The following is a 21845-nucleotide window of genomic DNA, read 5'->3' as shown; positions in this document are numbered from 1 at the left end:
GCGGCTCGCGGATGCCGAGAGTTGTGCCGATGCGGCGGTTTGCACGACGTGACGTTGCTTGTCGAGTTCAGACGGTGGACTACCCAAGTCTGACGCACTTGGTAGAAGACGCACAGACAGCTGGAGTCAAGCAGCTGCGTCTCGACGTGTTTTCAGTGCAACAGCCTTCAGCGCTCTCGTTCATCACTTATACTTCGCTAGTTCTCTATGTCACTGGATTAGACGTAACGCGCCGGGTTTTGTACCAGTACAAGGAAGTGTGCGAAACGAAACCGTTCGTGGCAGGCGATTTGCCCGACGAGGTGGCTGTTCGGCGTGTCGCGAAACGGATGGAAGACCTAGCCTTAGCCTTGCGACAAGCGGGCTTTGACACCGCCTATGGGCGATTCGTTACACAGGACTTGTAACGGAACGCCCGGGCAGCGTCGAGAGGAGGGGGACACGGTGCAAACGTCGGTGCAAGGGCAACCCGACCCGGAGATGCCCCAACGGTTTAGAGTACGCAGGGGGTTTGTGGAGTGCCCCCTCCGCGGCCGAACAGATGTTGAGGTCTGTTTCTACTGTGAGGTGCTTGATGACCTTGACATGGATAGCCCTCGACCGTACATCACATGTCACGCACATCACGCTGAAGAGACGTGGCAACTGGTGAATTCCTGGATCACGTTGTTTGACATGGCGCGGGCCCGCCACAACGTGAGTGAAGCTTGCAGAGAGATGGGTGTCTCACGGAGAACCTATTACTCCCACTTGGCGTCGTACAAGACTGGCGGTGTCAGAGGGCTGTTGCGGACGATTCGTCGCAGCAGAGTACGCAGTCCGTCTGGTGCGTTTGTGGACCAACCTCCGCACAGCGTGCTGTAGTGTGGTGTAACCACAGTCAAAGCAGCCGACACCGCATAGGGGTCGGCTGCAGCCTGCTTGAAGCGGAAAATTGACGCTCGGTGCCCGCCTTTCAGAGCCTTGGTAGCCGTTTGCCGACCTGTTCTTCCAGGCTGGCTCTGTCGTCCGGATGCGCGACCGCAATGAGTTGACGTGCTCGTTCGCGAAGTGTCTGTCCATGTAGTGCTGCGACACCGTATTCGGTAACGACAAACTGCACGTGATTGCGCGTTGTCGTCACTCCGGCGCCTTCCTGCAGGTTCGCGACAATGCGGGGTCGACCAGAGTTTGTGCGGGAGGGGAGGGCAATGATGGACTTGCCCTCAACAGAGAGACTTGCGCCGCGGACGAAGTCCATCTGCCCACCTACACCAGAGAGTATGCGCGGGCCAACAGATTCTGCAACGACTTGTCCGGTCAAGTCGACCTCTACGGCAGAGTTGACCGACATCATGCGCGGGTTCTGACGGATTACGGCGGTGTTGTTCGTATAGTCCACCGCACGGATGGATACCGCCGGGTTATCGTTAATGAATTCGTACAGCGCATGGCTGCCCATGCAGAAAGTGGCCACAATTTGGCCAGGGTCGGTTGTCTTGTAGCGACCGGTTATGACACCTTGTTCAGTGAGTGCGCGAACACCGTCGGAGATCATCTCACTGTGAACACCGAGGTCCTTGTGGTCAGTAAGTTCAGTTAGCACGGCGTCTGGAATACGACCGATTCCGAGTTGGAGCGTCGCACGGTCAGGAATGAGATCGGCTACATAGCGGCCAATTTCTCTGGAAATTTGATCCGAGGAGCCGACTTCAGAGGCGTTGAGCGACTCTGCATACTCGACACCGTAGGTGATGTCATGAACGGAAAGCAGAGCATCCCCAAGAGTGCGAGGCACGTATGGGTTGACTTGTGCAATGACGATGTCTGCATTATGTACTGCTGCTAACGTTGCCTCAATGGTTGGCCCAAGACTGACGAATCCATGTCGGTCGGGAGGGCTGACGTTAATTAACACAACATGGGGTCGGAACTTAGGCTGTTGTAAAAACCACGGAACTTCTGATAAAAAGATTGGGACGTAGTCGGATAGACCTGTTCTCACCGCATCTCGAAGGTTTTTCCCGACGAACAAGGAGATGTCCTTGATGTGTGGGCGCAGTTCCGATGTGACCCAGGGTGTTGGGCCTTCTAGGTGCAGATGGTACATGGTCACCCCGTCGAGAGACTTTGCTCGCTCGGCGAGTCCAGCCAGCAGGTAATGAGGAGTAGATGCCATCCCTTGTGTGTATATTCGCATGCGGGACTGAATGTGTGACATTGCCTCACTGAGTTGAACCATTTTCACCCGTAACCACTCCTTCGCCAATTCAAGGTCGATAGCAGCTTATGAATGATGCAGATGCGGTGCTTCGGTAGACTGGCATTTAGTGCAGGCGCCAGTCGCTATTTTGTCCCGAGACGAGGATAAAGACCCGAAAGGCGACCGCCATCCCAGGTCTTTATCCTCGATTCGAGTGGTTTTGGGGGGGTAGTGCGTTATAGGATAAGGATACGATCGTCAGCCTCTCCGCGCTTCATATCTGGTTGTCGCGCTCTGTCGAGCTGGATCCGGATCCACCGTACTCCCCGCTTTGCTTCACGGCGAGTTTCGGACACGTGAAGCAACGTGTTTGGTTATTCTCCCCAGCAAGTCACGTGGTAGTCTAAAGTGCCTTCGGCAGAAACAGTGCCTGCTGGGTGTTAGCTGATTTTCATCAGCTATGGAGGAGAGGCCGACGATCCTACCCTTATCCGAATGCCTTGTTATCACTTCTTGTATTTCGGTGTTCCCGCTTGGAACACTTTTATTATCTCCGGGACTGTTGGTCTAGTCATCACTCGATGGGATGGTTTTTTTCTAGGTAATGTGCACTAGTACAAACATACTAGACGAGACTGAGGCATTGATTCTGCGTGGAACCTTCATTATGATGACAAGGAGTAGAAAGGCGGGGTGTGACTGTGATCTCGTTACTTAATCCTGTTGTAGCCATGTTGCTATGCTTGGTACTGGCGATTGGCTTAGTTGCTTGGGTCAAGTAATAACAATGGCAGCCCGCTACAAAGTCGGGCTGCCTATGGTTGGCCTCAGTTCCTGAAGATGTCAGTCTTCGTCTTCGCCTTCCTCTTCGTCGAGCATTTCATTGTAGGCATCGACGACCTTTTGCCACTCTTCGTCGCTTTCAATGTCGGCGAGGACCATCTCATTGCCATCTTCTCCGTCGATGCGGAAAATGACGCCTTCTTCCAAATCCTCTTCAATCGGCAACAGAACTGCGTAGTCCCTACCTTCTACGGTGAGTACTTCGCCGAGCACAAAGCTGTGTTCTGTTCCGTCTTCGTCTTCCAGCACGATGACTTCATCGTCGGTAAATTCGTGGTCATGATCATGGTCGTGATCATCGTGATTCGCCATTCAAAACCTTCCTTCCTCCGGTGGGAAAAAATAACTCGAACAGAATATCATGTCCCGCCTGCAGTGTCAAAGCACGGGTTCACCGGTTACGTCAACAATCTCCCGACGTGCATCCGCTGTCCTCACCGGTCACACGTTCTAGCACGGCGCGTGACAGTTGGTTTGAGACGGTTTGCAACAATTCATTCAGTGCTGTTTGTGCGCCTTGGAATGTTTTAACTTCCTGTATTGTCTCCAACTCCGCCAGCAGTGATTCCATGTCGCGCATCAGGTACTTATAGTGTTCAAACGGTACTTTACGAGCCTGGTATTCAGCAATCTGTTCCTGTAGGTCGCGCAGTTGTGTCATTTTGGCTTGCGCTTTCGGCGTAGCCTTGAGTGCCTTTTCCGCCTCTTGGTAGTGAATCACCTCGGGGGACTGGATGATGAGGTCAGCGAGTTCGTCGGCCTCGGCCCACAGTTCGTTGCGGTCGATCATGCGGTACCTCCTGGTTCTAGCGAAGTGCGTCAGACATTTTCGTGATGGTGGTGTCTGTGATGAAGTTCGTTGTACTTGCGAAATGGCTCGGTCGGCGCGTTCTCGACCTTATCACCGATGACACCAAGGATGATGGCCGCCACAATGCATCCGACCAGTAAGGGGTAGGCATGGGAGATTAGACCGACAATGACCAACGCAAACAACAACCCAAACAGCAGATAGCGGATGGCTAAGGTTTTCCTCACGATGTGCGCCCCTTCCACTCCGGTGTGACAGCAGTCCGCGTTCTCGCCCATTGCAACGTACAAAGAACCCAGCATGATTATAGCACAAACGTGCAGGGAACACTCCCGCAGAGGACTTGACCAGAGTCGAATAGATTCTTAATCTAAACAGGACGGTTTCTGAGAAAGGACATCTAGGAAGACCCTCGCGTGTCTGCGAGTGGGCAGTGGGGGCGGTGCCCGCTGCTTTTTTTCTGCCTAACTGCCAATGTGCCCAGTTGAATGGAGGAATCTGTAATGGCGTGGACACAACCGAGGCTCGCGTTTCCGAACGCGAAGCAGTATGCATTTTTATATGAAGACGCTCATCTCTTGCTGTTGTCCTGGGAGAGGGATGACGCGAAGTTTCTATTTCGGATTGTCGAGCAGAAAGATGGCGAACTGTTGCTGGATTATCCAGGGCAGAAGTTTACGGACACCATCCTTGACAATATTCAGGGCATCTTCTTAATTCAAGTGCAGGAGTCAGACAAAGAAAGCAGGACGTACGCGCTCGGCAGTTATTTCGTGATTGGGAAGCGCAAGTATGGTGCGTACTACGACCGAGAGAGCGACAGCGAGGCACCGGAAGTGGTGTTGTTTCGCATTGCAGGGGAAGCGCCAAACTACGAGTTGCAGGTCCCAGAGGATGCAGAATACGAACAAGTCGCTGCGGCCTTCGTGGAACAGCACGAAGAGATGATGCGCATTATGCCTACGGAAGAACACTAGCTAGTGACCCGCGTCTGTGCCGCACAGTTGATGCCGGAGGCACAGACGCGTCATGACCTACAGGTTGGCGAGCAGAAACTGCGCTAGTTCTGTTCCTTCGGCTTCGTCCGTAACGCCAAAGACGTCCATCACATACGCGGTATTTGCCGCATCGTCGTCGTTCATAATGGCGGTCTTTCCACTTTGAATGACGAAGACGAGTCGCTTCCCATAGAAGTGAGTCGTCGACGTTACGGCGATATCGTAGCGGCCGTGTTCGCCCGCGTAGCCGACATACCGCGTCGAGGTGTGCTCTGTTTCATCGTAGAGAATACCGTCGTGATTCATCCATTTCGTCCTTTCAATGTTAATTCAGGTAAACCACGTGTCACCCGCTGTAGTCGGATAGGTTGAGTTTTCGCCATTCGTTCGAGGCTTCGTAGAACAGCGCGGAGTCCCGTTCGTCTAGTGCCCGGTCGATCAATTTGCGCAGTTCCTCCTTGCGTTGCGCACGTGACTGAACTTCCTGCAAAACACGTGTCACTTCTGCCGGCACCGGAAGCTCAGGCAGGTTGATGAACAGGTAAAGGGTCTCTTGTTTTTGAAAAAAGGTCTGCAGTAGTTCCAGGATGCCTGCTGGTTGGCTGACTTTCTGTAGCACGCCGCCGACTGGAATGCGCGCGATCATGCCGTGCCGACCGATAATCAGTAAGGGAACATTTTCCAAAACAATGTGAGTGAGCTCAACTTGGTGGTGTCGGCCAGCCAAAAAATCGAGAATCTGATCAGCGCCCGAAGGCAGGATTTTTGCCTTCAGGGACAAGATGTCTTCTTTGGCAATCATCGCGATCCCTCCCGATTCATGCTCTTACGAAGGCCGCCGCCCTTCTCGGGCACTTCGCGTGCGCACTCGTTGGCGCTTCGTGAAGTGCAGTGTGCTCTGTATTATCTTGCATCATATCAAACTTTGTATCACTAGAGAAGCGGCGAATGCCCCCCGTGTTGTGCGACAGACCTTTGACTGCCCGTCGCATTAATGCCCTACAGCAGGTGCTGGTTGCGCCCCTGCGCGACGCCAAAGATTGCCGGACTAAACGCCTTCTGCCCAGCGGCATAATACCCGCAGGGAGGCGGGGGCCATGGATAGGTGGGTGTACTTTGCCGGGTTGTATCAGTCCAAGTTTGAAGCGTACTGTGCTGTGATGTGGGTGGAGGCCGACGAGCGAATACGTGGCTCCCAGGCTCAGAGCGAGGTGCAGGTTTATCAAACCCGCCGGGGGAAATTTGGCGTCCGCTTTCGGCAGGAAGCGACGTGAGCATTGTGGGCATGGAACGACGGGGATTCCGCACCCTTGCCGTGGTGCGTGAATCCCCTTTGTCGATCCGGTTACTGCAGTGCGGAGCTCTGGTGCATGCGCCCGTCGTGCGTGTGCCCGTTCTGTCCTGATTCTGTCCGCTTTCGCACAGCTCGCACACGGCGCGGTGCAAAGGTGTGCTGACCATCTCGAGCATGCCCGGAGGTTTCTGTGGACTGTTCGGGTTGTTGTCCGGACTCGCTGGTGGAACGAGCTGATTTTTCCGTACCTTGTGCTTTGTTCTGGCCGGCTGCTGAAGTTGTTTGCTGGCTTGTTGCCTGTGCCAGTTGGATGAGCGGGCACCAGCCCGTCACCCCTTCAGCGACCTTCATTGCGCCAAGCGACATCAGCAGCGCCCGTCCTGGGCTTTGGCGCCGCATACTGAAGCTGGCACCGAGGGCAAGAAGTCCGGCCGTCAGACGTACGTACCTATCTACGGTGCCAATGTTGTTCTGCATTTTCGTCACCCCTTTGCAGCCGCTTCACTTGCATGAGTAGTATTGTCCATGGGTGGCCTTGGTATGTTGTGACTGTGATAAGCCAGAATGTTTGACTTTGACTATTCTTGACTAAAAGGCGCTGCTGAGGCATACTGTGATCGTGGCCAAGATCGCGAACGTGATTCGATAGGAGGATGCTGTATGAGCTTAATTCCGTACGTTGTCGAGCAAACAAACCGTGGGGAGCGGAGTTACGACATTTACTCACGCTTGCTGAAAGACCGAATTATTTTCCTCGGTACACAAATCGACGACCAGGTATCGAACGCGGTCGTAGCACAGCTTTTGTTTCTAGCTGCGGACGACCCCGACAAAGACATCCAGATGTACATTAACAGCCCGGGTGGTTCGGTGACAGCCGGCCTCGCCATTTACGACACGATGCAGCACATCAAACCAGATGTTTCCACAATCTGTGTGGGTTTGGCTGCCAGCATGGGGGCCGTTCTGTTGACCGCAGGGGCTAGTGGCAAACGGTTTGCGCTGCCGAATGCTGAAGTTATGATTCACCAACCCCTTGGCGGAGCGCGCGGACAGGCGTCTGACATCGCCATTCACGCGCAGCACATCATCCGCACTCGCCAGCGCCTCAATCAGATTCTCGCCGACCGCAGCGGCCAAGCGCTGTCTCAAATTGAACAGGATACTGACCGTGACCGCTTTATGTCAGCACAAGAGGCTAAGGCGTACGGTCTGATTGATGATATTATCACCCACAGCGGAAAGTGAACACCAGCGTTCTAAGCGTCAGGGACGAACTGTCGTTTGGGCAGTTTATGGAATTGGCCTTGTACGGTGACGACGGGTACTACACGCGTGCTGTATCCATCGGTGGCAAAGGGTCAGACTTTTACACTGCCGCTCAGTCGCCGCTTTTTGCGCAGGCGCTCGCAAACGCGTTGACAGAGCAATGGGACGCTTGGGGCCAACCAACGGAACTTCAAGTGGTCGAGTACGGGGGCGGGCAAGGAGAGCTTGCCGCCGTACTTGGGCCTGCGCTTGTGCGGCTGTGTTCAGGCACGATTACATACACACTGGTAGACCGTTCTCGGCGTCTGCAAACGTTTCAGGCGAACGCTGTGCACGACGAAGACACACGGCTCCATTATCACTTCGGTGAACCGCGCACGGACGTACCGACCTGTGTGGTGGCCAATGAAGTGCTTGATGCGCTTCCAGTCGAGCGTGTGCGTCGAGTTGGGGACTCGTGGCAGCAGGCGTATGTGAAGTTGGATTCGCAAGGCCACTATCAATGGATGTGGCAGTCGGCTGACGCGAGTATTGCGTCCCTGGCCGACCAATTTCTTCCGATTCCCGATGGCACGATAGGGGAGGTCTGTCCTGGGCTTGCGCGGTTCTTTGCGCGCTTGACTGCAGGCGGTCCTCCCGTTTTCGCGTTGCTGATCGACTATGGTATTGACCGTGAAGAGTGGGCGTCGGGGATTCGTCCGCAAGGGACGCTGCGTGGGTACTATCAACACCAAGTCACTGACGTTCTCGATCACGTCGGAGCACAAGATATCACAGCGGATGTGAACTGGGATCACGTTCGAAATGCCGCCGAGAGCGCCGGGTTCCAGTTTCGGTTTCTCGAGTCGCAAGGAACATACCTAATGTCGCACGGGATTGCGGACGCGTGTCAAACACGCCTGACCGCGCTTGCTTCGAGCGGTCTAGAATCAGTGAAACAAAGGTTGGGCTGGTCTGGGCAACTGAAGCAACTCGTGATGCCAGGGGGAATGGGGGAACGGTTTCAGGTATTTGGATGCGAGTGGAATGTCACATAAAAATGACCCCGGCGGCGTTTTGTGCACCTGTCACCGAATTGTGACATACTATTTGATGGTCGTGGCTAAATGAGTATGGAACAATTCCTGCGGATTGTGTAAGATGAGGTGGAGCCGCAAACGTGTGCAAAGGGGCGTTTGAGTTGACCATTCGCATTGCCATCAACGGGTTTGGAAGAATCGGAAGGATGGTGTACCGACGCGCGCTGCAGTCTGATGACATCGAGGTGGTGGCCGTCAACGGTACCGCAGACGCAGCTGTGTTAGCGCACCTGTTGCAATATGACTCAGTACACGGTCGGTTCGATGCGCCACTCGAACTTGCCGGAGAAGGTTGGTTGTGCCGAGGTAAATACACGAGGGTGCTGAACAGTCGTGATCCGTCTGTGTTGCCATGGGGGGACCTTGGCGTCGACGTTGTGGTGGAGTCAACGGGAGTGTTCCGAACTCGGGAGACGATGGAACTTCACCTCGCACAAGGTGCACGTAAGGTGGTTTTAACCGCGCCGGCAAAGTCTGCTGCTGATGCGGATATCACGGTGGTAATGGGTGTCAATGACTCATCTTACGATGACCACCTTCACGATATTGTATCTGGGGCATCCTGCACAACGAACTGCTTGGCACCTGTAGTCAAGGCCTTGCACGACGAGTTTGGCCTTGAGAGCGGACTCATGACAACAGTCCACTCGTATACGAATGACCAACGAAACCTTGACAACCCACACAAGGACCTGCGCCGGGCACGGGCGTCGGCGGAATCGATTATCCCGACGAGTACCGGGGCGGCGAAGGCGATTGGATTGGTACTCCCTGAGCTGCACGGCCGGTTGGCCGGTTTGTCACTGCGGGTTCCGACGCCGAATGTGTCGATTGTCGATTTGGTTGCGCAACTTTCGCGCGTGCCAAGTGCCTCGGAAGTAAACCATGTGCTCAGGCGAGCAGCAGAATCTGAGTTGGCTGGTATTTTGGGGTACACGGAGGAACCGCTTGTCTCTGTAGACTTTAACGGGGATTCACGGTCCGCCATCATCGATGCGCAATCGACGCTTTCGATGGACAACGGGTCCGTCAAGGTATTGGCTTGGTACGACAACGAATGGGGGTATTCTTGCCGCATGGTCGACTTGGTTCGACTCGTGTCACGGTCTCCAGACGCTGTTCAGGCTCCAGTGGATACGCCAGTGCTGTGGCGCGCATAAGGGATTTACGTTTTTTGGTATTCTGGACAGACAGCAGGAACGGGCGCTCTCCGGCGGAGGGCGCCCTTGTCATGGAGATAGCCTTTCGTGATACGATAGCGGGGAACCACCAGGAGGTTGTCCCATGGAACTGTATTTTGATGGTGCTGCGACGACTCCGCTACTGCCCGAGGTTGAGCAGGCGTTGACAAATAGTTTCTCGCTGTATGGCAACCCGTCTTCTCTGCACGCTAAAGGAGTTGCGTCGGACCGCGCAATTCAGACTGCGCGTCGCGCGGTGCTTGCTCACCTTGGTGCAAAGAGTGGACGAGTCATATTCACTGGTAGCGGAACTGAGGCAAACAACCTAGCCATTGCGGGGGTGCTCCGACGTTTTCGGGAACGCGGACGCCACATCTTGACGTCCGCGATTGAACACCCGTCTGTCCTGGAAGCAGCGCGGGGATGGCAGCGTGAAGGCTGGGAAGTCACGTTCATCTCGCCTCGAAAAGACGGCGGTCTGCGAACTGAAGATGTGCTAGCCGCAGTGCGACCCGATACAGTGTTAGTCAGCCTCATGCATGTAAACAACGAAACGGGTGCCATTTTACCAGTCATTGAAATCGGGCAGATGCTCCGGGAAAGACCTAAGACCCTGTTTCACGTCGATGGTATCCAAGCGTTTGGAAAGTTGGAGACTGCGACTGCAGTCCGGTTCGCAGACTTGTACTCCATTTCAGGACACAAAGTCGGTGCCCCGAAAGGCGTCGGAGCACTCTACCTGCGCGACGGACTGGAACTCGAGCCGCTTTGTTACGGTGGCGGACAGGAGTTCGGACTGCGGTCTGGGACAGAAAACGTGTTAGGGATTATTGCGTTGGGTCGAGCTGCTGCCGTTGCGGCAGAACAACACACGCACAACCTGGCGCTCTGTTCGGCGCTCGCTACAAGCCTCATCGAGGGACTAGAGGCCATTCCAGGCTGTATTGTGCAGCGTCCCGAAAGCGCATCTCCCTATATCGTCAGCGCCTCCTTTCCGGGACTACGGGGTGAAGTGCTAGTCCACGCGTTTGAAGCGCAGGGGTTATACGTGTCAACGGGATCGGCATGCTCTACTCGCCGTGGCCATGCTTCACGAAGTCATGTGCTGACTGCGATGGGTCGCAGTGAGGCTGAAGTAACAGGCACAATCCGTTTTTCACTCGGCTGGTGGTTGACGCCTGAAATGGTCGAACAGGCTTTGTCAGTGGTATCAGAGCAGGTGCGCTGGTTGACGGGGGTCACTCGCAGAAAACGCTAGCAAGGAGTTGCAGGAAGGTGCAGTTTGAAGGAGGAATTGACATGGCGGTAGACCAGTTGATCGTGCGCTACGGGGAGATCAGCTTGAAGGGTCACAACCGCAGTGACTTTGAAAAGATTCTCGCGCACAACGTACAGCGTGCGCTGCGTGCCTTTGAGGGGGTCCGAGTCGAACGCATTGGAGGTCGCATCTCTGTTCACTTGGCCGGGAATCCCGCCGAACCCGTGACGCGTGAAGTCTGCCGAGTCTTCGGCGTGGTTTCTGTCAGCCCGGTGGAGCGGACTGAATTGTCTGTTGAGGCGCTGACCGCTGCTGCACTCGCCGCCGCGCGTCAAGCGGTTCTGTCGTCTGAGCAAGTCGCGACGACCTTTAAAGTTGACGTGCGTCGGGCGAATAAGAGGTTCCCAATACCGAGTCCAGAACTTGCTGCCCTCCTTGGCGGGCGTATCCTGGAAGAGATAGAGAGTTTGCGCGTCGATGTACATCACCCTCATCTCACAGTGTACGTCGAGGTGCGTGATGAAGGGGGCTTCGTGTACGCGAGCAAATACGCAGGCCTAGGTGGACTGCCAGTCGGTTCCAGTGGCAGGGTCGGTCTGCTCTTGTCTGGTGGGATTGACAGTCCTGTTGCAGGCTGGCTGGCGATGAAACGCGGAGTCGAGTTAGAGGCCATTCACTTTCACAGCTTTCCCTTTACCAGTGAGCGTGCTCTGCAAAAGGTTGAAGACCTGGCTCAGGTATTGGCAAACTGGGGTGGTCGTGTAAGACTGCACGTGGTGCACTTTACCGAGGTTCAAACAGAGATTCGCAAACACTGCCCGGATGAACTGAGTATTACTGTGATGCGCAGAATGATGTTGCGTATCGCTGAGCGACTTGCGACCCAGTGGCGACTGAAGGCCTTGGTTACAGGGGAAAGCTTGGGTCAGGTGGCAAGTCAGACGCTCGACAGCATGAAAACGATAAACGCAGTGACAAACCTTCCGATTCTGCGTCCACTTGTCACGGAAGACAAGGTTGATATCATGCGCCGGGCGCGGGAGATTGGCACGTACGACATCTCTATCCTACCTTATGAGGACTGCTGCACAATTTTTGTTCCGAAGAGCCCGCGAACGAAACCAAAAATTGACGAGGCAGAACGTGCTGAAACAAGCCTTGACGTGGAGAAATTGGTGGAAGATGCCGTTGCACAAACCGAGCAGAAGATGTTTAAGGCGCAGGTGCAGCGCACACTCTAACAAGGGGTGATGCGAGTGCGATGGCTCCGACTGACTGTACGTGTGTTTCGTGCGCTTGCCGTAGCCTACACGGTGTGGCGTGGGTTGATGCGCGGCCGCTGGTTGTTTGCTGGTCTTGCGCTGTGGCGGATTTTGCGGGCACAGCGAGATGACGAACCGGCCGCACGAGGAGCTGCTTTACAGTTCTTCACAGGCGGGGAACCTGCCATTTACCGTCGCAAAGGGTGGCGGAAACTCGAATCACGTAGACGCTTGCGCAATACGATGTGACCCTCAGAGGGCTGTCCCACAAGTGCGATTGCACAAGGGGCGGCTCTCTTTGAATACAGTCGTGTTTAAATACTTGTATGTTTGGGAATAACAAGTGATAGCTTCGTGATAGCGCGGGAAGGCGGCGGGAACGCCGCAACCGCTGAATATGCGGTAATTCCGCTGCTTTGGATCGCGGTATGAATCAGGGGGCCAGCAACGATGAAGCAAAGCCTGCGAACCATGCGTCAGGACGCATGGACTACGGAAGACGACGCCATTCTGGCAGAGGTAGTACTGAACCACATTCGAGATGGAAGTACGCAGTTGGCGGGATTTAATGAAGCTAGCAGACGTCTAGGGCGAACGGCGGCTGCATGTGGCTTTCGGTGGAACGCCTGTGTACGCAAGCAACACAGAAGCGAGATTGAGTTGGCTAAGGAAGACCGCAAGGAGCGAAAGTCTGCAAAAGTTCAGGCGCAGCTTGAGGGCGGAGACTACGACCACCCGACTGCCACGCTGATGACTTGGGCTCAAGTGCTGCGGTTCCTCCGTCAGGAAAAGAGCACTGCCCAGCAGTGGGCGTCGAGATGGCGCGCTGCGGAGCGCCAGGCAGTGCAGTGGCGCGAAAAGTTCGAGCAAGTCGACCGCGTCTACCAAGACCTACGCACGGACCACGCGAAATTGGAGAAAGATTACGAGACGGTGGTTGAAGACTATCGCGCTTTGGTCAAGATCATGGAGCGTGCGCGTAAGGCAGCGTTCCTCAACGGTGATGACGTGAGCAAAGAAGGGTTTATGTACCGCATTGACGAGTACGGGAGTTTAGAACGGATCGATACTGCCGGGTCAATGGAGCAAGTGGAATAATCCCTTGAGTCGGGACATCGTGAAGCGGCAGGAGATGCAGACCTGCCGCTTCTTGGATTGTGGATGTTAGTTCTCTGCCATCCCGTGCAGCATGTCAACGGCTAATGGGCTTGCTGTTGTTTAATCACGGCGTTCAACGGTTCAAACGCCTGTGTCAGCTCCGATTCGAGTTGCTCGTACTCCTCACAGCCGACAGATAGTCGCAGTAGGCCGTCGGTGATGCCCAGCCCTTCTCGTTCGTTCTGTGAGTAAGCGCGGTGCGACGTCAGGGCGGGATGCGAGAGTGTAGTATGCAAACCGCCTAACGAAGGAGCTAAACGGATGGTCGAAAGGTTGCGCACGAGCGCATTGGCAGCTTCGTACCCGCCGTGCAGGTCGAACGATACCATAGCTCCGTAGCCACCGTGAAAGACGTGGTTTGCAAGCGCGTGGCTAGGGTCGTCCTCGCGCCCAGGGTAGTAGACGGTCCGGACCGCGGCCTGGTTTGCTAGAACATTTGCCAAAAAATGCGCCGTTTCACACTGCTTTGAAAACCGCAACGCGAACGTTTGTAAGCCCCTCTCTGTTAACCAAGCGTCAAATGGGGACAGGGTCCCGCCAAACATGACGGAAAACTTCCGTACCTTCTCTACTGTGTCGCGGTCGCCTGTCACGGCGCCGCCGATGACGTCGCTGTGCCCGTTCAGAAACTTGGTTAGACTGTGGAGCGACAGTGTTGCGCCATGCTCAAGAGGCCGGGCCAGAAGCGGTGTGGCAAAGGTGTTGTCAACGACGAGCTGCAGGCTGTGTCGGCGGGCAAAGGCAGCGACGTCGGGCAGAGCACAGACTTGTAACAGGGGATTTGCAATCGTCTCCGCATAGACCATCCGAGTCTCCGGCCGCAAGGCCTTGCGCAAGCTGAGAGTATCGTTCAGGTCGACATAACTGATGTCCACGCCCCAGGTGCAAAGAGTCTGTTCAAAGAAGGCGTAAGTCCCGCCGTACAGGTGCTTGGTCGCAATCACGTGGTCGCCGGGGTGCAATAGTGCGAAGCACGTCTGTGCGATCGCAGCCATTCCTGAACTGCACAACACGGCTGCTTCCGCCCCTTCAAGTGCAGCAATGTAGGCCTCCACAGGTCGCTCATTTGGATGTCCGTTCCTGCGATAGACGTATGCATCACTCGTGTGGCCGTGTTCGTAGTACGCTTGAATAGCGTCGAGGTCGTCAAACGTGTACACAGAACTTGGGTAAATTGGCGAAACCTCTGGGCGAATCGGACTTTCCTGACTCTGCCGTATACGTCGGCGTTCGGCATCCGCGTGTAACCGGCGCAGAACCTCTGGTCGCAGTCTAACGCGTGGGTTCATATGACTGGTCCTCTGTAGCTGGAATCCAAACGTACGGGTTTTCGCCGCGATCGCGATTTGGATCATATTTTACGGGCTCGAATCCGAGTTTGGTAAAAAAGTCCTGTGCTCCGTAGCGGACGTTGGTCTTAATCGGTTCGCCGAGGGACTGTCCATACTGGACTAAGGCTCGACCAAACCCACGCCCTTTGTAGCCGGGAAGAACTTCGAGCTTCCACAATTCAAAGTGGTCTCGCGGTGGGGAAAAGTAGCGGTCAAAGCGAGCATCGATCGGGTACAAACTCATTCGAGCCACAAGTTTGCCATCTTCGTAAACGCCGTAAAACGGAGAGCTGCTGCTGTCTTCGACCAAGTTGGCACGGAGGTCTTCGTACATCGAAAGTTCTTCCAACCCGTGTTCGTGGAACTTCTTGAACTCTTCTAAAGTCCGGTAGTTAATTTTTAACCGTTCCACTTTCATCGTTATTTCCCTCCTTGTTGCACCCCATTCATACTACCATGAAAGGCCCTCGTTGGGCGCGTCCAAACACACACTCAGAGGGCTCTTTGCATGTCCGTACTGGCCTTGAGACAAGCTAGTATCGGCAGGTGAATGCGTTGACTCGTACTTATTATAAAATCCGAAGCGTCCGCTGGGTAAAGGTTACCTTAGCTTTGTCGCTGATTCTTTTCAGCAGTCTGCTGACGACTGGGTGTTACGACCGGATGGAGTTGGAACAACAGGCGTTTGTCGTGGCGCTAGGTATTGACCAAGCGCCGAACAACATGGTGGACTGCAGTTTCTTGATCGCGCTGCCAATCAGTCCATCAGGTGGCGGTCAGAGTGGTACGGAACCAAAGGCGGCGTCTGGACCGATCACCTTCCGTGCTCGGAGTCTGGTGGAAGCAATGCAGATGGCCAACTCAAGTGTTGAGCGCAGTCTCAACCTGTCACACTTGGGGCTTGTAGTATTCGGAGCGGATGTGGCAAAGGCAGGTCTGTCGGCACAGTTATACCCGATGGTTCGGTTCCGGGAATTTCGGCGCACGATGCTGCTTGCGGTCAGCCAAGGAAGTGCAAAGGACATCTTGAGTCAGAACAAGCCGGTTCTTGACCGATCGACCAGCCGGTGGGCGGACGACATCATCGAGATTGGCCGACGCAGCGGAGTGGTTCCGGTCGTCACACTCCACGATTACCTGCGCAGCCGCGAGGAGAACCTTGCCAACCCGCTCCTTCCACTATGCGCTGTGAACCAATCTGTTCAGAGCTCGCAAAGTCGTGGGGGGGCGTCAGCGAGCGGTTCGTCCGGTGGGAGTTCTTCTAGTGGAGTCAGTGGTGCGAGCGGGAGCAGTGGAACAAGCGAAGGGATTGGTGGCGCAGCACCCGGCAATGCAGGCACCGTTGCGCGTGCTGGCGGTAATCCGGTCGAGTGGGCGGGGGCTACCGTGTTTCGGGACGACAAAATGATCGACCAACTGACGGGACGGCAGGTTATGGACGTGACCTTACTGCAGGGACGGCTAGCCCAGGCGCGATTTACGTTTTCCGACCCGACCTCCCCGGCCCGCACGGTGACATTGCGGATGAAACGCGCCGGGTCGCCGCGGTATGACATTCAGCTTGGTCGACAGCCGATTGTGCGCGTGGACCTGCCTCTTGAAGCAGACCTCATCAGCACCCAAGCGTCGGTAAACTACGCCAATCAAAGCTCGCAAATGAAACTGGAGCAGCGGATTGAACAACGGCTCTCGACCGAGTTGTCGGGAGTACTGAAACACCTGTGCCAGGATGACGGCGTGGATGTCATTCCGATTTCCGACTACATCCGCGGTCGTTTCGCGACAGACGCGGCACTGCAGAACTACCCGTGGGCAACTCAACTGCGACGGTCACAGATTTCGGTTGAGGCACAGGTACAGGTGCGTCGATTCGGGATTTCCAACCCAATGCAATCGTGACAAGACACCACGCTGAGCGTGTGGGTCAACTTCAAGGCAAATACGCTCGTACAGGGAGGTGCGGGAAAGCTGTCTGCTCAGCCCGAGGAGCACCCTGGACTGCGTTCGGTCGTGACGGCTCTGTTGTTGGCCAACGGCCTGGAGTGTACGGCGCGAAGCCGAACGGTGGGATGCTTGGACTTCCTTGCGCTGGGTTCTGAGCTCTTGGCGACTGAAACGGACCCTGCTGCGCGGGCCACGGCAGGCGGTTGTTTCCCACTGGACTTGGCAGCGGAGGCTGTTGTGACTGCTGTCTCACGCCGCTTGGTTGTGGCTGCTGAACACTCTGCGGGTTTGCGGGTGACTGTTCGTTTTGCTGTGGTTCTCTACCCGCGATTTCGTCTTGCTTTTTTGAACTCGTCAGGTTCTTCGCGCTCTCTGCGACGTATTGAATCAGCCCGCTGAAGATGGGGCTCTCGGCGAGTTGCAAGAGTGCTTTGGCATCGATGTTTTGTTGCTTCAAAAGACCATGGCGTAGAGACTTCGAAAGCGCCAGGAGAAGGCGCATATACTCCTCATTGGTCAGACCGAGAGCCCGCGCTTCTGCCCGTACGTCCTTCTGCAGGCGCTGCGGCAAGTGCAGATTGGTTCTTCTTTGAAGATACTGCTGGCGCGTGCCCCGCACGCTTTGCGCTGCTGCTGAGTTTCTGGTTTTGGTAAGCCGCCCGGTTTGTGCTGTCATTTCTCCATCCCTCCCGCGACAGGCGGTGGCACCTGTGCTGCCAGGTGCCAACCGCAGTTGCCGTGGTGCTCTGTGTAACCAATGCAAACCGCCCTGTCTCAGGCAGGGCGGTTGTGCGGGAGCACGCGTAAATTTGTAGGCGGACAGGTAGTTGGGGTACCGGAATCGAGGGAACCGTCGTTCAGGTCTGCCATCCGCCGTTTGGGCTAAGCACTTGCCCGGTTACATAGCTAGCCGCCGGTGAAACGAGGTATGCAACTGCTGCGGCTACATCTGTTGGACTGCCGATGCGCCCGACGGGGACGCGGTCTCTCAGCTCGGCTCGGTCCGCCTCAGTGAGGTCATGGAGCATCTGGGTTTCGATGGCGCCAGGGGCGACCACGTTCACTGTCACGCCACTAGGTCCGAGTTCCTTGGCAAGTGCTTTACTGAGGGCAATGAGTCCCCCTTTTGAAGCAGAGTATGCTGCTTCATTCGCACCACCCACCATTCCCCAAACCGAGGCAACGTTAACAATGCGGCCATAACCTTGGCGAAGCATGTGCGGCAAAACGCTCTGCATGCATAGATGTGGAGCGACCAGGTTGACACGCAGCACGTGCTCAAACGCTTCGAGTGAGGTCTCCACGTAAAGCGCGGTGTGCGAGACGCCGGCGTTGTTGACGAGTATTTGCGGCGACCCGAGCGCAGTCGCTGCGGTGATGATGCCGGCCGCTTGCTCTGGAACTGCCAAGTCCGCTTGCACCGTTTGCACTCGAACGCCGAAGCGTCTGCAGTCTTCTGCGACTTGCACGGCCTCACCTTGACCAGAGTGGTAGTGGACCACGATGTCCGCTCCCCCTGCCGCGAGTTCGCGTGCAATCGCTTGTCCGATGCCACCGCTCGCCCCCGTCACAATGGCGACTTGTCCACCTAATGGGCGCGTTGGCGAATTGAACTGCGACCGCATAGCTGTAGCTTCCTCGTGTTGCTCTTGCGGTTGTTGTTGCTGTTGGTTCAATGTACTCCTCCATTGTCCGGTCTGGCCTTGTTTCTTCAGTCTAGCACAAGTCGACGCAGAACTTTGCAAATCGCCCACCCCTTTGATACCCTTGGTTTTGTTGAAGCTCGACCGATGGGGGAGAGAGACCGCATGGTGAAGAAGCTTCTGATTGCCAACCGGGGTGAAATTGCACGGCGAGTCATTCGGACTTGCCGACAACTCGGTATTGCCACAGTAGCTGTGTACTCGGACGCTGATATGAAAGCGCTTCATGTTGCTGAAGCGGACGAGGCCGTCCGCATTGGTCCTGCGCCAGTCGCCCAAAGTTACCTGCAAGTCGAAGCGATTTTGGCAGCGGCGCGAGCAACGGGCGCGGACGCGGTCCACCCAGGGTATGGACTCCTGAGTGAGAACGCGGACTTTGCCAAGGATTGTGTAGATGCTGGCCTAACTTTCATCGGTCCGCCGCCTGCGGCTATTGCCGCAATGGGCAGCAAGATTGAGGCGAGACAAGTCATGCGCAAGGCTGGCGTACCGGTTGTGCCGGGCTCCGATGGAGCTGTTGCCGACGTCGAAGAGGCCCTGCGTCTGGCTGTCGACATGGGTTACCCCGTGATGCTGAAGGCGTCTGCTGGCGGCGGCGGAATTGGTATGCAAGAAGTTCGCGACGAACAGACCCTGCGCCGCGCATTCTCTGCGAACCAAGCCCGTGCGAAAGCGTATTTCGGAAGTAGCGAGATGTTCCTCGAAAAGCGCATCGAGGCGCCCCGTCACATTGAAATTCAGGTTCTGTTTGATCGGCACGGCCACGGCGTCTACCTCGGAGAACGCGAGTGCTCGATTCAACGCCGCCACCAAAAGGTAGTGGAGGAGGCGCCTTCGTCGTTTATGGACGAAGACTTGCTCCTGCGTATGGGGGAAGCCGCACTGGCGGCTGGTCGTGCCATTGGCTATGTCAACGCCGGAACCGTGGAATTCCTCGTGGATGCCAAGCGGAATTTTTACTTCCTGGAGATGAACACGAGACTGCAGGTTGAGCACCCTGTGACGGAGTTCGTGACCGGGCTCGACTTGGTCGCTTGGCAACTTCGCATCGCTTCTGGTGAATCGCTTGAGTTTTCACAATCCGAGGTGCAGCGTGACGGGCACGCGATTGAGGTGCGGGTCTACGCGGAAGACCCGATAAAGATGCTCCCGTCGCCTGGGACCATTACTCGGCTCGAACTGCCTGCGGGGCAAGGTGTACGCAACGATGTCGGCGTTGAAGCCGGCAGCGAAGTGACGCCGTATTACGACCCGATGATCGGCAAACTGATTGTCTACGCAGGTACTCGCGAAGAAGCCATCGCAAAGTTGACGAGCGCTCTCGATGACTATGTCGTGGAGGGGATTCAGACCAATCTTCCGCTGTTGCAGAGGATTGTGTCGTCCTCGGCGTTCCGGGCAGGCGAGACAACCACAGATTTTATCAACCGTCTGTAAGTGCGGATGTTATGGAGTGACACCGACGGTGCGAACTGTCGAGTGACGCCTTGGGGAGGATGACTGTAGATGGCAAAAGTCACAGCGAGTATGGCAGGTACGGTTTTTCAGGTACTCGTCGAGGTCGGGGCTCAGGTCCAACCAGATGAAGATGTTGTTATTTTGGAGTCTATGAAAATGGAAGTCCCGGTCACGACTGATCACGGCGGGCGCATCAGCGCAGTCCACGTGCAGGCGGGGGACTTTGTGAACGAAGGCGACACTTTGGTGGAAGTGGAGGAGGCGTGAGCCGCAGAGACGGCGTAACGATCGTCGAGGTGGGACCGCGTGATGGTTTACAGAACGAGTCTCGGGTACTTTCGACACAGGATAAGGTGACTCTCGTCAATCACCTGAGTGCAGCGGGGTTTCGCCACATCGAAGTGTCGTCGTTTGTCCATCCGAAGTGGATTCCTGCTTTAGCTGATGCCGACGAAGTGTTGGCTCGCATTACTCGCAGCCCTGGAGTGACGTACAGTGCCCTGGTTCCTAATGAACGGGGGCTAGAACGCGCTTTGTCGGCGCGCGTCGACATGGTCAACGTGTTCATGTCCGCCAGTGAGTCGCATAACCGCGCAAACATCAACAAGTCGATCGTCGACACATACGCGGTTCTCGAGCCAGTCGTGCAAGGGGCAAAGGCTGCTGGACTGCCTGTACGCGGATATGTGTCAACTGCCTTCGGCTGTCCTTACGAAGGTGATGTGGACATTTCGCAAGTTGTCGCCGTCAGTGAGCGCTTGCTGCGCATGGGGGTTGATGAACTGTCGATCGGTGACACGATTGGAGTTGCCGTACCGACCCAAGTCACAGCTGTGGTTGGCGCTTTGCAGTCTGTTCTTGACGTGTCCAAACTGGCTCTGCACTTCCACGACACACGCGGAACGGCCATTGCGAACATTGTCGCAGGACTTGGGAGCGGTGTGACTGTGTTTGACGCATCAGTGGGTGGCCTCGGCGGGTGCCCGTACGCCCCAGGGGCAGCAGGCAACGTGGCTACCGAAGATGTCCTTTATTTGTTCGATAAAATGGGTCTGGACACGGGGATTGAACGTCCGTTGGTGGACGATGTCGCTGCGTGGCTGGAGGACCGACTTGAGAAGCCGCTGCCAAGTCATGCGCGCGCGGTCCGACGCGGACAGTCGGCCTGAACTGCGGCAGGACCAGTGCACAAGAGGCAACGAGCGGAATGGACCGGAAGAACGCTGGTCCAAACATGGGAGGGGCAGCACGCAATGGACGAGACACAGCCGCTGGAACTCGCCACGCTTAGCGTGGCGGACGAGATTGCCACGCTGACACTGAATCGACCAACCCAGGCCAACGCGTTGTCGCGCGGGCTTCTGCTTGCGCTTCACGAGCATTTGTTGGCTCTGACGTATCGAGCTGACATTCGCGTTCTCATCATGACTGGGGCCGGGCAAAAGGCGTTTTGTGCGGGGGCAGACCTGAAGGAGCGACGGGGCATGAGTGAGACCGAGGTGCGGCGGGCGGTGGGGCTCATTCGAACGACCGTTGAAGATGTCGCTCGCTTGCCGTTCCCTACGATCGCGGCAGTGAACGGTGTTGCTTTTGGCGGCGGCACCGAACTGGCGCTTGCCTGCGACTTGCGGGTAGCTGCTGCATCGGCGAAACTCGGCCTGACGGAGACGAGCCTGGCAATCATTCCTGGAGCTGGAGGGACGCAGCGGTTGCCCCGCCTCGTTGGGCTTGCGAAAGCGAAGGAATTGGTCTATACAGCTCGGCGCATTGCTGCATCTACGGCGCTGGAAATTGGCCTGGTGAATCGAGTAGTTCCTGATGATCAGCTGATGAACGAGAGTGTAACGCTTGCCCGGGAAATCGCCGCAAACGGCCCAATTGCTCTGAGACAGGCCAAGTTCGCGATGGATAGAGGATTTGACCTGTCGCTTGAGGCTGGTCTTGCGGTCGAAAGCAAGGCTTACGAATTAGTCATTCCAACGGAAGACCGCGTGGAAGCTCTCCAGGCGTTTGCTGAAAAGCGACCACCACAGTTCCGGGGCAGATAAGTTTGGGGTATTGAGGAGGAAACGTG

The 21845-nt window shown here is 55.9% G+C and carries 27 protein-coding genes; 16 read left to right on the top strand and 11 right to left on the bottom strand.

Translation table 11 applies throughout. The features are described 5' to 3' along the window. Nucleotides 1–11: 11 nt before the first annotated feature. Entirely contained in the window at nucleotides 12–407 is a 396-nt protein-coding gene (locus tag JC200_RS01740) for a hypothetical protein (RefSeq protein ID WP_274434460.1), read from the top strand. A gap of 37 nt (nucleotides 408–444) precedes the next feature. Further along, entirely contained in the window at nucleotides 445–864 is a 420-nt protein-coding gene (locus JC200_RS01735; protein ID WP_274434459.1) for a helix-turn-helix domain-containing protein, read from the top strand. 91 nt (nucleotides 865–955) lie between these two features. On the opposite strand, the gene JC200_RS01730 is transcribed toward JC200_RS01735, so the two are convergent. From JC200_RS01730 to JC200_RS01715, 4 genes are all read right to left on the bottom strand, one after another. After that, nucleotides 956–2221, bottom strand: a complete 1266-nt coding sequence (locus JC200_RS01730) for an acetyl-CoA hydrolase/transferase family protein (RefSeq protein WP_274436445.1) — start codon at nucleotides 2219–2221, stop codon at nucleotides 956–958. An 804-nt stretch (nucleotides 2222–3025) separates the two neighbouring features. Continuing rightward, a complete protein-coding gene (locus JC200_RS01725; RefSeq protein WP_274434458.1) occupies nucleotides 3026–3337 on the bottom strand; it encodes a DUF1292 domain-containing protein in 312 nt (103 codons plus the stop codon). 91 nt (nucleotides 3338–3428) lie between these two features. Then, nucleotides 3429–3815 carry a YlbF/YmcA family competence regulator gene (locus JC200_RS01720; protein WP_274434457.1) on the bottom strand — a complete coding sequence of 129 codons (387 nt, stop codon included), beginning with the start codon at nucleotides 3813–3815 and terminating at the stop codon, nucleotides 3429–3431. 29 nt (nucleotides 3816–3844) lie between these two features. Then, nucleotides 3845–4063: a hypothetical protein gene (locus JC200_RS01715; protein ID WP_274434456.1), complete on the bottom strand. Its 219-nt coding sequence runs from the start codon at nucleotides 4061–4063 to the stop codon at nucleotides 3845–3847. A gap of 276 nt (nucleotides 4064–4339) precedes the next feature. On the opposite strand from JC200_RS01715, the gene JC200_RS01710 reads away from it, so the two are divergent. Beyond that, nucleotides 4340–4813, top strand: a complete 474-nt coding sequence (locus JC200_RS01710; protein ID WP_274434455.1) for a DUF1292 domain-containing protein — start codon at nucleotides 4340–4342, stop codon at nucleotides 4811–4813. 57 nt (nucleotides 4814–4870) lie between these two features. Here the strand turns inward: JC200_RS01710 and JC200_RS01705 are convergent, their stop codons facing one another. Continuing rightward, entirely contained in the window at nucleotides 4871–5140 is a 270-nt protein-coding gene (locus JC200_RS01705; protein ID WP_274434454.1) for a DUF3055 domain-containing protein, read from the bottom strand. A 40-nt stretch (nucleotides 5141–5180) separates the two neighbouring features. Next, a complete protein-coding gene (locus JC200_RS01700; RefSeq protein ID WP_274434453.1) occupies nucleotides 5181–5636 on the bottom strand; it encodes an IDEAL domain-containing protein in 456 nt (151 codons plus the stop codon). Nucleotides 5637–5931: 295 nt separating this feature from the next. Between JC200_RS01700 and JC200_RS01695 the strand changes: the two genes are divergently transcribed. After that, a complete protein-coding gene (locus JC200_RS01695; RefSeq protein WP_274434452.1) occupies nucleotides 5932–6108 on the top strand; it encodes a hypothetical protein in 177 nt (58 codons plus the stop codon). 71 nt (nucleotides 6109–6179) lie between these two features. Here JC200_RS01695 and JC200_RS01690 read toward each other — a convergent pair whose 3' ends face one another. Beyond that, on the bottom strand, nucleotides 6180–6605 hold the full coding sequence (locus JC200_RS01690; RefSeq protein WP_274434451.1) for a YgaP family membrane protein: 426 nt from the start codon (nucleotides 6603–6605) through the stop codon (nucleotides 6180–6182). A gap of 183 nt (nucleotides 6606–6788) precedes the next feature. Between JC200_RS01690 and clpP the strand changes: the two genes are divergently transcribed. From clpP to JC200_RS01655, 7 genes are all read left to right on the top strand, one after another. Continuing rightward, nucleotides 6789–7376 carry an ATP-dependent Clp endopeptidase proteolytic subunit ClpP gene (gene clpP / locus JC200_RS01685; protein WP_274434450.1) on the top strand — a complete coding sequence of 196 codons (588 nt, stop codon included), beginning with the start codon at nucleotides 6789–6791 and terminating at the stop codon, nucleotides 7374–7376. Beyond that, on the top strand, nucleotides 7373–8434 hold the full coding sequence (locus JC200_RS01680) for an SAM-dependent methyltransferase (protein ID WP_274434449.1): 1062 nt from the start codon (nucleotides 7373–7375) through the stop codon (nucleotides 8432–8434). The genes clpP and JC200_RS01680 overlap by 4 nt, the downstream gene beginning before the upstream one ends. 143 nt (nucleotides 8435–8577) lie before the next feature. Beyond that, nucleotides 8578–9636, top strand: coding sequence for a type I glyceraldehyde-3-phosphate dehydrogenase (gene gap, locus JC200_RS01675; protein ID WP_274434448.1), 1059 nt, complete (start codon nucleotides 8578–8580; stop codon nucleotides 9634–9636). A 124-nt stretch (nucleotides 9637–9760) separates the two neighbouring features. Further along, entirely contained in the window at nucleotides 9761–10915 is a 1155-nt protein-coding gene (locus JC200_RS01670) for a cysteine desulfurase family protein (protein ID WP_274434447.1), read from the top strand. Nucleotides 10916–10956: 41 nt separating this feature from the next. Continuing rightward, a complete protein-coding gene (thiI, locus tag JC200_RS01665; protein ID WP_274436444.1) occupies nucleotides 10957–12156 on the top strand; it encodes a tRNA uracil 4-sulfurtransferase ThiI in 1200 nt (399 codons plus the stop codon). A 15-nt stretch (nucleotides 12157–12171) separates the two neighbouring features. Further along, nucleotides 12172–12426 (top strand): hypothetical protein, encoded by a 255-nt coding sequence (locus JC200_RS01660; RefSeq protein WP_274434446.1) that lies wholly within the window; start codon nucleotides 12172–12174, stop codon nucleotides 12424–12426. 222 nt (nucleotides 12427–12648) lie between these two features. Beyond that, nucleotides 12649–13275, top strand: coding sequence for an RsfA family transcriptional regulator (locus tag JC200_RS01655; RefSeq protein WP_443111893.1), 627 nt, complete (start codon nucleotides 12649–12651; stop codon nucleotides 13273–13275). Between the two features lie 101 nt (nucleotides 13276–13376). Here JC200_RS01655 and JC200_RS01650 read toward each other — a convergent pair whose 3' ends face one another. Then, nucleotides 13377–14624: a trans-sulfuration enzyme family protein gene (locus JC200_RS01650; RefSeq protein WP_274434444.1), complete on the bottom strand. Its 1248-nt coding sequence runs from the start codon at nucleotides 14622–14624 to the stop codon at nucleotides 13377–13379. Then, nucleotides 14608–15084, bottom strand: a complete 477-nt coding sequence (locus tag JC200_RS01645; RefSeq protein WP_274434443.1) for an N-acetyltransferase — start codon at nucleotides 15082–15084, stop codon at nucleotides 14608–14610. The genes JC200_RS01650 and JC200_RS01645 overlap by 17 nt, the downstream gene beginning before the upstream one ends. Before the next feature lie 137 nt (nucleotides 15085–15221). Here JC200_RS01645 and JC200_RS01640 point away from each other — a divergent pair, with 137 nt between their 5' ends. After that, nucleotides 15222–16565 (top strand): Ger(x)C family spore germination protein, encoded by a 1344-nt coding sequence (locus JC200_RS01640; RefSeq protein WP_274434442.1) that lies wholly within the window; start codon nucleotides 15222–15224, stop codon nucleotides 16563–16565. 31 nt (nucleotides 16566–16596) lie between these two features. Here JC200_RS01640 and JC200_RS01635 read toward each other — a convergent pair whose 3' ends face one another. Continuing rightward, on the bottom strand, nucleotides 16597–17286 hold the full coding sequence (locus JC200_RS01635) for a hypothetical protein (protein WP_274434441.1): 690 nt from the start codon (nucleotides 17284–17286) through the stop codon (nucleotides 16597–16599). Between the two features lie 181 nt (nucleotides 17287–17467). Continuing rightward, nucleotides 17468–18286, bottom strand: a complete 819-nt coding sequence (ymfI, locus tag JC200_RS01630) for an elongation factor P 5-aminopentanone reductase (RefSeq protein WP_274434440.1) — start codon at nucleotides 18284–18286, stop codon at nucleotides 17468–17470. Between the two features lie 132 nt (nucleotides 18287–18418). Between ymfI and JC200_RS01625 the strand changes: the two genes are divergently transcribed. The 4 genes from JC200_RS01625 to JC200_RS01610 all read left to right on the top strand — a co-directional run bounded on the left by JC200_RS01625 (nucleotide 18419) and on the right by JC200_RS01610 (nucleotide 21819). Beyond that, entirely contained in the window at nucleotides 18419–19750 is a 1332-nt protein-coding gene (locus tag JC200_RS01625) for an acetyl-CoA carboxylase biotin carboxylase subunit (protein WP_274434439.1), read from the top strand. 69 nt (nucleotides 19751–19819) lie between these two features. Continuing rightward, the gene (locus JC200_RS01620) at nucleotides 19820–20038 is read left to right on the top strand and encodes an acetyl-CoA carboxylase biotin carboxyl carrier protein subunit (RefSeq protein WP_274434438.1); all 219 of its coding nucleotides are present in this window, start codon (nucleotides 19820–19822) and stop codon (nucleotides 20036–20038) included. After that, entirely contained in the window at nucleotides 20035–20940 is a 906-nt protein-coding gene (locus tag JC200_RS01615) for a hydroxymethylglutaryl-CoA lyase (RefSeq protein WP_274434437.1), read from the top strand. The genes JC200_RS01620 and JC200_RS01615 overlap by 4 nt, the downstream gene beginning before the upstream one ends. An 84-nt stretch (nucleotides 20941–21024) precedes the next feature. Then, a complete protein-coding gene (locus JC200_RS01610; protein WP_274434436.1) occupies nucleotides 21025–21819 on the top strand; it encodes an enoyl-CoA hydratase in 795 nt (264 codons plus the stop codon). The last annotated feature ends 26 nt before the right edge of the window (nucleotides 21820–21845 follow it).

This window comes from Alicyclobacillus sp. ALC3, assembly GCF_028751195.1.
Taxonomy (GTDB): Bacteria; Bacillota; Bacilli; order Alicyclobacillales; family Alicyclobacillaceae; genus Alicyclobacillus_L.
Note: the sequence above shows the minus strand (reverse complement) of the source record. Positions and strands in the feature narration are given on the sequence as shown.